The sequence below is a fragment of the Nevskia soli DSM 19509 genome (assembly GCF_000711955.1).
Lineage (GTDB): Bacteria > Pseudomonadota > Gammaproteobacteria > Nevskiales > Nevskiaceae > Nevskia > Nevskia soli.
The window spans coordinates 1-12,386 of record NZ_JONR01000070.1 but is presented as its reverse complement, the minus strand read 5'-3'; the positions used below and the strand labels follow the sequence as shown (position 1 = coordinate 12,386).

The window sequence follows — 12,386 nt, the reverse complement described above, 5'->3', positions numbered from 1 at the left end:
TGCGCAGTGCTGCGCCGGCCAGAGCGCACCATGGAATCACCATGCCGCACTCTGTCCGACTTGCACTGCGCAAAAATGGCCGCCGTCGCAGGCGCGATTCATTCTGTTACAGGCTCTTAGACAGTACACAATATTCGATTGCAGGGCGGCCACCGCGCCAGATGTGGCGTAGCGGGCACTTGCATCCCGCGTCTGCATATTCGCGGGAAGAAGTAGCAGCACATCGCTCAAAAGCCTTTGAGTACTCAGGGAATGCGAATTGATCTCGATTGAGGAATTGTAGAAGTATTCGAATATCTGGATGGGATTTCCAGCGGTAGCGCCAAACACGCGATCACAGGGTTCGAGCGCTCCCTCGCCACGCTGAACTCCGATTCGACCGCCCCTCGTTCTTCTGCCGGTTTGGGCCGTTCGGCCGCCAACATGATTTGTTCGTCATATTCGGAGCATAGTGGCCTCAATCCAGGGCCAATGTAGCTCCGGATCTATGCAGCGAGCGGTGGCTCGGAGGAGACGAGGAAATGCGATACGCAACGGTCAGCATGCCAACCCGCCAGGTGGCGTGCTCATGAAAACCGAACAAAGAAGCTGGACACAGGGCCGCGGCTGGAGCCCCGCTTCCAGCGTGCCGCTGGAGCAATCCGCACAGCTGGTGCTGTTGTTCGGCGCCACGGCGGCATTGCGAGACTCCAGCCTGGCGGAGTCGATCCGCAAGTTCTACCCCTCTGCGTACATCCTCGGCTGCTCCACCGCCGGAGAGATCTGCGGCACCCAGGTTGCTGACGACTCGATGGTCGCCACGGCGATCCATTTCGAGCATACGCAATTGCGCACCGCCCAGTTCAGCTTGGACGCCAACCCCGACAGCGTGCAGGCGGGTGAATTCCTGGCACGGCAGCTGCCGCATTCGATCGACGGCTTCGGCGGAGGTCCGCAACAAAAGCTGGTCCACGTCCTGGTACTTTCCGATGGCCTCGGCGTCAACGGCAGCGCGCTGGTGCGCGGCCTGACGAAATACCTGCCGGAGGGCGTAGCCGTGACCGGTGGCTTGGCCGGCGACGGTGCACGCTTCGGCGAAACCCTGGTCTTCAAGAGCGGCGCCGCGGAGAAAGGCGCCGTCGCCGTGGTCGGCTTGTATGGCAGCCGACTGAAGGTCGGCTTCGGCTCACTTGGCGGTTGGGATCCCTTCGGCCCCGAACGGCTGGTGACGCGCTCGAAGGGAAATGTCCTGTTCGAGCTGGATGGCCGCCCCGCCCTGGGCCTGTATAAGCAATACCTGGGCGAGCACGCCAAGGGCCTGCCGGCCACCGGCCTGCTGTTTCCCTTGAGCGTGCGCACCAAGCCTGGCGAAACCCCGTTGGTACGCACCATCCTCGCGGTGGACGAACAAGAGCAGAGCATGACTTTCGCCGGGGATATTCCGGAAGGCGCCCATGCGCGTCTAACCAAGGCCAATGTCGAGCGGCTGGTCGACGGCGCCATCGGCGCGGCCCGCGCCAGCCGCCAGGCGGCGGGGGCAGTCGCTCCAGAGCTGGCCATACTCATCAGCTGCGTTGGCCGGAAGCTGGTTCTCAAGCAGCGTGTCGAGGAGGAAGTGGAAGGCGTGCGTGAAATACTGGGCGAACAGGCGGTGCTGACGGGTTTCTACTCCTATGGAGAAATCGCCCCATTCTCGCTCGGCGAGCAAAGCGAACTGCACAACCAGACCATGACCATCACCACATTTGCCGAGGGCTGATCATGGTCCCCACACAAAGCCTGCTGAAGCGTCAGCTGAAACGCTTCTTCGGCGGTGACTTCAACATCCCCGCCGAATGGCAGGGTTTCATCGCAGCCGTCGATAGTGCTTATAAGGAATTCGAGGTCGATCGCGAACTAATGGAGCGCTCGCTGGAAGTGAGCTCGCAGGAATTGCTCGAGGCGAACTCGGAAATCCGCGCGATCTTCCAGGCAATTCCCGACTTGGTGTTCCGGCTCGATCATCAAGGCACCATCCTTTCCGTCAAGGCGGGAGCTGGCGGCGAAATGCCGCAGCAGGAGTTGTCGGGAAGGCGCATCCAGGAGTGCTGGCTCAAATATTCAGGGGATCGCTTCTCCGAGGTCCTGCGGCGGGTGATCGACGAAAAGTCGATGGTCAGCATCGAACATTCCGAAGGTGCCAAGGGACTCGAGTCGTACCATGAAGTCCGCCTGGTACCGCTGTTGCGGGACCAGGTTGTCGCCATCGCGCGCAACATCACCGAGCGCAAGAGTGCGGAAGCAAAGCTGGAGCAGATGCACAATCAGCTCGCGGATGCCTCCCGCCAGGCCGGCATGGCCGAGATCGCCACCAACGTCCTGCACAACGTCGGCAACGTGCTCAACAGCGTCAACGTCTCCGCGAATCTGGTGGCGGACAACGTCAGAAAGTCCAAGGTTTCCGGCCTGGCGCGAGCCGTGGCCCTGCTGCAGGAGCACGAGGCGGACCTGGGCGCATTCCTCAGCGAGGACCCCAAAGGCAAGCTGGTGCCCGGCTACCTGGCGCAACTCGCGGAACATCTGCGCGCCGACCAGGAAGCAACGCTGAAGGAGCTCGAATCCCTGCGCGGCAACATCGACCATATCAAGAAGATCGTTTCAATGCAGCAAAGCTATGCCACGGTTTCAGGTATCACCGAAACCGTAAGCGTCATCGACCTGGTGGAAGACAGCTTGCGCATGAATGAGGGCTCATGCAGCCGCCACGGTATTAAGACTGTTCGGGAATATGGCGAGGTCCCGCCGATCAAGGTCGACAAGCACCGGGTGCTGCAGGTGCTGGTGAACCTGCTGCGTAATGCCAAGCATGCCTGTGACGATTCCGGACGCTCCGACAAGCGCATGACGGTGCGGGTGGCGAGCGCCGACGGCCGCGTCAGGATCTCGGTTATCGACAACGGCGTCGGCATAGAGCCGGAGAATATGAAGAAAATCTTCAATCACGGCTTCACCACCCGCAAATCCGGCCACGGCTTCGGCCTGCACAGCGGCGCATTGGCCGCAAAGGAAATGGACGGTTCGCTGACCGCGCACAGCGACGGCCCGCAACAAGGCGCGATCTTCACCCTGGAACTGCCGTTGCAACCGGCACGGGAGTCTGTATGAATCTGCAAGCTGCGACGGTGAACCGCCGCGTCCTGATCATCGACGACAACGAGGCCATCATCGAGGATTTCAAAAAGATCCTGGGGGCGGGGTTGGATGGCAATGGCGCATTGTCCCGGGCCGAGGCCGCCCTGTTCGGTGACGTCGATGGGCGGCCCGTCCACCCTGAATTCCAGATCGATGGCGCATGCCAGGGGCAGGAAGGCTTCGCCCTCGTCGAGCAGGCGCAGCGGGACAACCGGCCTTACGCCATGGCGTTCATCGACATGCGCATGCCGCCGGGCTGGGACGGCGTCGAAACCATCGCCCACATCTGGCAGAAAGACCCGCGCTTGCAGGTGGTGGTGTGCACCGCCTATTCGGATTATTCGTGGGAGGAAATGTCGGAAAAGCTCGAACTCGGCGATCGGCTGCTGATCCTGAAAAAGCCGTTTGACAACGTAGAGGCCTACCAGCTGGCCAGCGCCCTGACCATGAAGTGGGAAATGACGCAGCAGGCCGAGCTGAAAATGAGCTCCCTGGAGGAGGCGGTGCGCGTGCGCACCCAGGCGCTGCAGACTGAGATCGCCGAGCGCAAGCTGCTCGAAACCAGACTGGAACAATTGAGCGTCACCGATCCCTTGACCGGGCTGGCTAATCGCCGCCGCTTCGCCGATACGCTCAATGCCGAGTGGACGCGGGCGCAACGCACGCAAAAGCCGGTTGGCCTGGTGATGATCGATATCGACCACTTCAAACAGTACAACGACCACTATGGCCACATCGGCGGCGACGCCTGCCTGCGCGTGGTCGCTTCGGAATTGGGGAGGGGCACGCGCGGCAGCATGGACCTGGTTGCCCGCTATGGCGGGGAGGAATTTGCCGTCATTCTGCCCGGTGCCGACTACGACACGACCCACGCAATCGCCCAGCGCGTCTGCGCCGCAGTCGCCGCGCTGAACGAGCCGCACGCAGCTGCCGAGCGTGGCTTTGTCACCATCAGCGTCGGCATCACCTCCATCGTTCCGTCTGCGGTTGCTCCTGCCGACCAGCTGGTGGAAATCGCCGACGCGGCCCTGTACGAGGCCAAGCGCCTGGGGCGCAATCGGGTCATGGGCAGGAGGGCGAATGGTCCTGGAGCCTTGCCAGATCAGCACGAACTGCAAATCGAAACAGCGGCGAGCGATTGAAGCGAATGGCCCGGAAGGATTTTACCGGTGCGCTCCCGCCCTTCAAGTTGCAACACGTTCAGCATGTTCCGGAACGATGAAGCCCCCGGAAGCCAGGAGCGCCTGGCACGCATCGGCTTTCATCGCCCGGGCAAAGTAGTGTCCCTGGCCTTCATCGCAGTTCCAGAGCTTCAATAGATTCAGCTGTTCCGCGGTTTCGATCCCTTCGGCTACGACTACCAGGTCCATGGCATGCGCCAGATCGATGATCTGCCTTACCAATTCGTCGGCGCCCGGGCTGATGCCGATCTCGTGAACGAATGACTGATCGATCTTGAGCCTCTGCAAGGGCAGGCGCCGCAGGTACGCCAGGGACGAGTAACCTGTTCCGAAATCGTCGATGGTGATCAACACGCCGAGATCCTTGAGTGCGGTCAGCAGCCGGATGGTTTGCGCCACATCCCGCATGATCACGCTTTCGGTGACTTCGATCTCCAGGTTGCTCGGATCGAACGATCCCTGGATCATCAGCTCTCTTACGACCTTGATCAGGCTGCCCTGCCAGAATTGGCGGGCGGAAGCATTGACGGCCATGCGAACCTCCGGCAGACCCTGAGTACGCCACCGCGCCAGCTGATCCGATGCCGTTCGCAACACCCATTCTCCGATCGGGACGATCAGGCCGGTGTCCTCGGCCAGCGGGATGAAGCGGGCAGGCAGGACGAAGCCGAGTTCCGGCTGATGCCAGCGGATCAGCGCCTCCACCCCAACGATCTTTCCGTCGGCGAGCCGGACCTGGGGCTGGTAGTACAGCTCGAACTCATTGCGGTCGAGCGCCTGCCGGAGGGCCCGTTCCATGGTAAAGCGCTCAATCGTGCGTTGTCCCAGTTCCGCAGTGTAGAAGCCGAAGCCGCCGCCGCCTTCGAGTTTGGCGCGGTACATCGCGCCGTCGGCATTCGCCAGCAGCCTTTCGATGGTCACACCGTCGGTGGGATAGATCGTGGCGCCGATGGTGACGGTGGTGAAAATTTCGTGCCCGGCTATGACAAACGGCTCGGCGATGGCCGCCTGAATCTTTTGCGCGACGGGCAACACATCGTCCGGCCCGGCGAGCCCCTCCACCAGCACCACGAATTCGTCGCCACCGCGTCTGGCGACGGTATCGCTGCTACGCATACTGTTGCACAGGCGCGCCGCGACCTCCTTGATCAGCAGGTCGCCCAGTTGGTGGCCCAGCGAGTCGTTGAGCACCTTGAACCGATCCAGATCGAGGAACAGGACTGCCAGCACGCAACGCCCGGTACGGTTGGTCCGAGCAATGGCCTGGTTCAAACGATCGTCGAGAAGGTTTCTGTTGGCCAGTCCAGTCAGCGCATCATGCGTGGCAAGGTATTCGATTCTATCCTCGTGTTCCTTGCGCTCCGTGATGTCGGTGTAGGTCCCGACCAGGCGCAAGGGCCGGCCTTGCGCATCGCGCTCGACGATGGCGCCGAGACAGAGCACCCATTTCCAGCCGCCGGAAGCTGTCCTGACCCGGAATGTGGTCCGATACTCCTCACGGTCGCCGGACAGGTATTGGTGCCTTGCCTGCACCGCCTCCGCCCAGTCTTCGGGATGCACCATGGTCTGCAGCGACTCGAAGGATCTTTTGAATGCCCTGGATTCATAGCCGAGCATGGTGGCGCATTCGGCGCTGAAGCTGACTTCGCCGCCCGCCGCGAGGTCGGCGTCGTAAGTGCCTTGGCCGGCCGCCGCCAGGGCGAGGGACAAGCGCGCCTCGCTGTGCCTGAGCGCCTCTTCCGCCCGCTTTCTCTGCGTTATGTCTTCGATCTGAGAGATGAAATACAGCGGCTTTCCTGCACTGTCGCGTACCATGGAAACGCTGAGCGAGGCGCAAATGATGTGGCGGTCCCGATGGAAGTAGCGCTTTTCCATGACATAGGACTGAATCTCACCGGCGACGAGACACTTGACGTATTCCAGATCGGCAGGCAGGTCATCCGGATGGGTCAGCGTCTGGAAATCCGTCTTCAGAAGCTCTTCCATCGAATAGCCCATCATGGCGGAGAGGGATTTGTTGACCTGCAGCCACCGCCCATCCAGGGAAACCAGCGCCATCCCGATCGAGGCGTGGGTAAAAGCGGAGCGGAATCGCTCTTCGCTCTGGGCCGAACCTGAAGCAGGATGCTCCGGGGCACTTATGCCGCGGCGGAGTAAGTCCCTGCACTTGCGCACGCAGAAGTTTGCCGCGTTGCATAGCACGCCGTAGGACTTCTCAACAGGACTTTTCAATTGAATGTCCTATTCATCGATGTGAATACCTGAATTTCCAGTGCCTGGCGCTCCCTATACTCCGGGAATACGATCCAGGCATTCCACGCTCGCTATCGATGGTACAGAGTTTTGTTGTCCCGGCGCGCCGGTACTTGGCGATACGAGCTGCTTTTTTCCCGCCTGATCGTGGAGGACCATTGCGTCCGTTGATACCCCGCTGCGGGTACACGACACTCGCCCTGCCTCGCTGATTGGCGCATAGGTCAAAATAGCGTGGACGCTGGTAACAGCTTGTGCTTCAACGAGGAGGGCTATGCTCGGATTCGCACCTCGCCCGATAACCCCTGGAACGTGGCGGCCGCGACAGCGGTTCTGACGGGCCTAGAGATGCTTGCGGCGGCCTCCTTGCCCCGCTCAAGAGAACTGATGTGGTCCCTGTCGTCAACCGCCGCACCAACGAGGTCCATATCGAATCGTAACTAGCAGGATGAACCATAAGCCGGAAGGAAGCGGTGCGCAAGGCCGACTTCGCCATGTATGTGATTAGGCGGGAATCTTTCGACCAGACCTTGTTCAAACAGTATTACGCAACGATGTAGAGGGCGATGTTCGTTTACATCGCGGCGCGAGACCTTGCGGAAAGCTGATCTGACACGATAACGAGTGGTTGGTCTGGCGAGTTTGCGCCTTCTTCGAGCAAAGGATATGGGAGAGTCCGGTCGAGCTCATTCAGAAGCAAAATCAGATCTCGATGTTATCGAGCGTGCCAGTTGGGCGCCCAAATCAAGGGACGCCTGACTCGGCTTGTAGGTGGCTGCCATTTTTGGTTGCGCCGGCCGGACTCTCCGATATCGCGGCACTTCGGGACTGCCTGTTCTGTCGGGGCATGCTGGGCGTGGACAGGGGCGGAAAGCGTTGACGCAATACCGAATGCAGGGTCGCGCTCCGTTGTCCCAACCGATCTCTGTGGCGACAGCTTCCATGTCCAAGCGAGCCGCCGAAGGCGGCATCCTGGTAATTCTCCCAGACCCGAGGCTGTGTGTATCTATTTATTGGACGTGAGCTGCCGCTGGTTCCGACCCGGCGTTACAAGGCAACCATCAGCTCATGAGCAAACCAGTTCCAAGGAGCTATGTAGTCATACAGGCAGCATTAGTCCGCTGACCGGTTTTCGCGCCGAGGCCCCGCTCGGCGCGAATCGTTGGCAGCACAATGGGATTCAGACACCAGCCCTCGCCGCCGCGGATGCCGGGAGCCGGCATGACCGCGCGGCCGTGCGTGGCAATAGTCTGATGGATTTCAGCTGCATCCTGTTCCAAGGTGCCGCCCCGCCGGCCGCAGATCCGACGGTAGTAGCTATGGGGCGTGAAGCGCTGCAAGCCAAATAGTGTTGAAGATGCGGCGGGCGAACGCCAGATCCTCTAGGGACGGAGTCGGGACAACATAAGACTGATTGAGCATTGACAGTATCCAGGTTGAAGATGGATTAATGCCTGAATGGCGAGGCTGGAGATACTTGCGGGACGAGGTGCTGAGCAATAAAGCCACTAGGCGCACCAACCGGCCGTACTACGCCATCATGATATGTGCGCAAAAAGCGCTGGATTGGGTCTATCCAGTGAGCACAGTGGGAACTCCGATGCGGAAGGTCAAGGCCAGTTCGGCAGCCTTTCGAATGAACCGCCTCGCTGTGGTTGCCGCCGCTCTCGGCGTGGCCGCCTTTTGGCCTCCGGACCGATCGGGTGGACGGCAGGATCAAAGCTCGCCCGGCGTTAAAGGACCAAATGTATAAATCCCGGCGAGAAGACATAACGCCATTCGAGGATCCGCACTTCAGTGATTCGGCGGGAGGCGCCGGGTAAGCATAAAATGAACACGGACGACTGCGAACAAGGCGGACACTTACGTGCTTCCGAAGCGAGCCACGTCGAATCAACAGATGTTCCATGTTAATCCGCAAAAAACGCTGTATCCCACGCTGCATGTCAAAACATAGGCCATGAATAAAATTATTTATAATCAATCAGATGTAATCTTGGTCGACGTTAAGGTTCAAAACATCGAGTAGTGATCTGCGGGCATCTCGACACAATCGCATAAGCTTCGGCACGTCAGTGGACTCCGAGCTTGCCCAGGTCTCGACAGCTACACCGCGGTACGCCCCGCCGCGCCAGTCTCGGCCCTGGCCCGCTCCATTGGCGCTTGCGGCATCGGCGCTCTTCCACCTCATCCTGCTGATCGCGCTACTCATCGTATCGCCGGAAAATCGGCATGGCGGCCACGCCCACCCGCATGCAACCGCGCGGGCGCTGGTCTTCACCCTGGCACCCGAACCGCGGCCGGTGGTGCCGCCAGTTCCTCCCGCCGTTGCCAGGCCGCCGGAGCAACTGCATCCGCTGACGGCCGTGCCGACTCCCGTTCCGGCGCATAAGCAGGCCGCTCCGCCCAAGCCTGCAGCGGCTGCCGCCCAGGCTGCGCCGCAGGCACCGAAGGTGCCGGACGAAGTCCAGGAGATGGAGGACGTGATGGGGCGCATCCACGACAATTGGCTGGAGCCGCCAGCCGTCAGCAGGAATTTCCTGTGCCGCATCCGCATCGACTATGCGGTGGGCGGCATGATCACCGCGGTGCACTTCCTGCAAGGCTGCGGCAACCCCATGCTCGACGATTCGGTGCGGCGGGCGATCTGGAAAACCCAGCCGTTGCCGCTGTTGCGTGCGAACGAAGCGGCTGGAAGCCTGGAAATCGAATTCACGCCATGATCCTGCACAGCCTCTTGTTGTTCTCGATGGGCGCGTTTGCCGCGCACGCTGCTGAAAAGGCCGCCCTGGTTTCGCCACCTGGCCCGGCGACGCCGGCGGCATCGGCACCGATGCCGCCCTGCCGCACTCACGCGAGCCGCCTGCCATCGGGCATCCATGCATTCCGCGACTGCGACGGCGCACCGGAAATGATCGCGCTGCGCGGCGGCAGCTATCGCATGGGGGATCTCATCGGCGACGGCCAGCCCTATGAGCGGCCGGCACACGAGGTGCGCCTTGCGCCGTTCGCGATCGGCCGTTTCGAAATCACCAATGCCGAATGGAAAAGCTGCGTCATGGCGGGTGCCTGCACGGAATCGCACGTGGCGGTCGACGAGCAACACGGCCGCTACCCGGTGGCGGGAATCTCGTGGCCGCAGGCCAAGGCCTATGCCGACTGGCTTGCCGCGCGCACCGGCAAACCCTATCGGCTGCCCAGCGAGGCGGAGTGGGAATATGCGGCGCGCGCCGGTGAGGCGGGGCGCTATTCCTGGGGCGGCTTCGAGTCGGATTCGTGCAGCAGCGTCAACCTGCTGGATGCCAGCGGGCGGCGTGCGCATCCGGAGTGGTACTGGGCCGAAGGCTGTGATGACCATTTCCCTGCGGCTGCACCGGTCGGTAGTTTTCCGCCAAACGCATGGGGTTTCCACGACATGCTGGGCAATGTCTGGGAGTGGGTGGCCGACTGCTGGCATGCGGATTACAGCGGCGCACCTGTCGATGGCTCAGCCTGGCTCGCGGCGCCCTGCCGCAAGTACGTCAATCGTGGTGGCGGCTGGGGCAACAACCTGCGGGCGCTGCGCCTGTCGAGCCGCGATGGGGATCCCGGCGCCTCGTATAGCGATGGTCTCGGCTTCCGCATTGCGCGGAGCATGAGCGGTGCCGAGCTGCCACAAGGCCCGGGTGCCGTCCCGGACAACCGGCCGCCGCCCACCGAAACCGCGCTCACTTCAAACGTGCCGCGCGGTGCCGCGGTCAAATCACCGGAACCGGTGAGCCCGCCTACACTCGCAATCCCGGCGCCGCCGACCACTTCGCTGGCACTGGAGCGCCAGCTCGATGTGCATATCACCATCCAGGGCCAGCAGACCTGGAAGAACGTCCTGCAACACACGCAGGGCACGACCACGCAAGATTATGTGCTGAGCACACGCCTGCGCTCGGACGGGGTTCTCTACGGCGACAACCTGCTCGATCCCGAGCAGTCGAGCCGGCTGCTGATCAAGCAGCAATACCTTGCGCGGCGCGGACTGATCCAGCTCAAGGCGCTGAATGGCGGCAAGCTGCCGCACACGGCGGAAGAACTTGCGGCCTTGACCGCCAGGGTGCGGGCCGCCATGCCGGATTGTATCGGCGATGAGCGGTGCGGCGGGGAAGTGGTGGAGCGTTCCGCCGCGCTCGATGCGCTGCAGAACAATTCAGCCGAGGATCTCGATGCGCTGATCGCCGCGCCGGCCACAGGCGAGGCCGCGCGCTGGCTGTACTTCTTCGGCTACGCGGGTTGTCCGAATCGCATGCATATGAGCAACGAGACGCATATCGCTGGCCAACGCGCCTACGATCATGCACGGAAGAGCCTGGTGCCCTGGTCGCTGGACCGCTCCGCCAACACCGATGGCAGCGCCGGCGACCGCGCCGCGCTATGCCGGCAATACACCGCGACCGTCGATATCCGAACCGGCGAGGTCTACCTGGAAAATCTTTATGTCCCGTCTCCGCCGGGCACCACGGTACGCACCATCAATCGCAGCGTGGAGCATCGTGAAGAGGATCTGCCGGTACCATCCGAAGTCCTGGCCTGGACTACCGCGCGCTTGCTCCGCACCCGCGAAGCCGCCAGCTTCTCGGAGGTATTGCCGGCGCATGTACCGCTCGATGGTGATTACACCGTGCTCGGCCATTTCGAGGGCGAGCTTCACACCACCCTGAGCTGGTCGTTCAAGCCGGTGGATGGCGCGCCGATGGCAGTAATCCCGCCGGCAACAGGTGCCAGGTAAGCGTTGCCGCAGCGATCTGCATCCCTTCATCGGAAATAAATAACCCCGGTGCGGCAAACGCCGCACCGGGGTTATTTGCCGCAAGCCTTCGGTTCAGAACACCAGCTGTGCGCGCAGGCCGATGCTGTCGGGGCTGTCCTTGCCGGCGTTACCCAGGTTGGCGTGGCCGTGGGTGTAGTCCAGCACGAAACGCACCGCCGGGTTCGGGTAGTAGTTGATTCCCGCGGTCACCATCGACACATCGCACTTGGTGACGTTGCTCAGCGTGGTGCCTGTCGGAACCGCCGCCGAGCAACCGACATTGCCATTGGTGAAATTGTTCTGGGCATGGTCGAATCGCGCTGCGACTTCGAAAGCCCCGTACGCGTGCGACGGACGCAGCGCGTTGTAGGTGGCGTTCTTCTTGTCATAGGTGCGGGTTTCGCCGGTGATGGCGTAGGCGCCGGTGATCGAATAGGCATTGATATTGGTTTCCGCCAGGCCTTCCTGGTGGATGCCCAGCATCGTGTACTCCGCCTGCCCATAAACCGGGCCCCAGGCGCCGGCCAGTTCGCCGCCGATGGCATCCTGGTGCGGATTGCCCAGCGCCTTGGCATTGCCCGAGCCATAACTCGCCAGGGTCAGCTTGGCGCCGGAGCGGCCGCCGTAGGTGTACGACGGACCGAAGCCGGCATACGGCGAGGCGGTCGAGGTGACCGTGCTGTTGACGTCGGAGTTGTCGTTGCTGAAGTTCACGCCGACATGCGCCCAGGCCGTCGGGGAAACAAACGGCGCATAAGCCAGGCGGGCGTTGTAGCCCAGGCCCTGGGTGCGGTTTTCGGCGCCGCCGGTCTGCTTGTGCAGGGAGTAGACCGAGGCACCGGCCCACAGATTGTCGCTGCTGGTGAAGGCGCCCTTGTTCCAGCTGTAGTACACGCCGTTGGTGTAATCCACGCCGCCGTAGACGCCGGTGGCGGAGACGATGTTGCGCTCCAGGAACACCGTGCTGTTGTTGCTGGCGATTTCGTCCATGCTGCGCCAGGGCTTGTGCTGGCCGAAGTAGA

The 12,386-nt window shown here is 62.0% G+C and carries 7 protein-coding genes; 5 read left to right on the top strand and 2 right to left on the bottom strand.

Features of this window, described 5'->3' with window-relative positions; all coding sequences use genetic code 11:
- Positions 1-568: 568 nt before the first annotated feature.
- Genes BP26_RS0122085 through BP26_RS0122075 form a run of 3 tightly spaced genes read left to right on the top strand, consistent with a single transcriptional unit; the run spans position 569 to position 4,292 of the window.
- Positions 569-1,738 (top strand): FIST signal transduction protein, encoded by a 1,170-nt coding sequence (locus BP26_RS0122085; RefSeq protein WP_029922728.1) that lies wholly within the window; start codon positions 569-571, stop codon positions 1,736-1,738.
- 2 nt (positions 1,739-1,740) lie between these two features.
- The gene (locus BP26_RS0122080) at positions 1,741-3,123 is read left to right on the top strand and encodes an ATP-binding protein (protein ID WP_051749295.1); all 1,383 of its coding nucleotides are present in this window, start codon (positions 1,741-1,743) and stop codon (positions 3,121-3,123) included.
- Positions 3,120-4,292: a diguanylate cyclase gene (locus tag BP26_RS0122075; RefSeq protein WP_051749294.1), complete on the top strand. Its 1,173-nt coding sequence runs from the start codon at positions 3,120-3,122 to the stop codon at positions 4,290-4,292. The genes BP26_RS0122080 and BP26_RS0122075 overlap by 4 nt, the downstream gene beginning before the upstream one ends.
- 42 nt (positions 4,293-4,334) lie before the next feature.
- On the opposite strand, the gene BP26_RS27955 is transcribed toward BP26_RS0122075, so the two are convergent.
- The gene (locus BP26_RS27955; RefSeq protein WP_084183329.1) at positions 4,335-6,563 is read right to left on the bottom strand and encodes a putative bifunctional diguanylate cyclase/phosphodiesterase; all 2,229 of its coding nucleotides are present in this window, start codon (positions 6,561-6,563) and stop codon (positions 4,335-4,337) included.
- A 2,177-nt stretch (positions 6,564-8,740) separates the two neighbouring features.
- Between BP26_RS27955 and BP26_RS0122055 the strand changes: the two genes are divergently transcribed.
- Both BP26_RS0122055 and BP26_RS27950 read left to right on the top strand, forming a co-directional pair.
- Positions 8,741-9,307, top strand: coding sequence for an energy transducer TonB (locus BP26_RS0122055; RefSeq protein WP_029922724.1), 567 nt, complete (start codon positions 8,741-8,743; stop codon positions 9,305-9,307).
- Positions 9,304-11,343: a formylglycine-generating enzyme family protein gene (locus BP26_RS27950; protein WP_051749292.1), complete on the top strand. Its 2,040-nt coding sequence runs from the start codon at positions 9,304-9,306 to the stop codon at positions 11,341-11,343. Before BP26_RS0122055 ends, BP26_RS27950 begins: the two co-directional genes overlap by 4 nt.
- Positions 11,344-11,436: 93 nt before the next feature.
- Here the strand turns inward: BP26_RS27950 and BP26_RS0122045 are convergent.
- On the bottom strand, positions 11,437-12,386 hold a 950-nt coding region (locus BP26_RS0122045; RefSeq protein ID WP_029922722.1), incomplete at its 5' end, for a porin.

Excerpts from the sequence above, each read along its gene's own strand:
- BP26_RS0122085 (WP_029922728.1), top strand. The coding sequence starts at position 569 with ATGAAAACCGAACAAAGAAGCTGGACACAGGGCCGCGGCTGGAGCCCC.
- BP26_RS0122080 (WP_051749295.1), top strand. The coding sequence starts at position 1,741 with ATGGTCCCCACACAAAGCCTGCTGAAGCGTCAGCTGAAACGCTTCTTC.
- BP26_RS0122075 (WP_051749294.1), top strand. The coding sequence starts at position 3,120 with ATGAATCTGCAAGCTGCGACGGTGAACCGCCGCGTCCTGATCATCGAC.
- BP26_RS27950 (WP_051749292.1), top strand. The coding sequence starts at position 9,304 with ATGATCCTGCACAGCCTCTTGTTGTTCTCGATGGGCGCGTTTGCCGCG.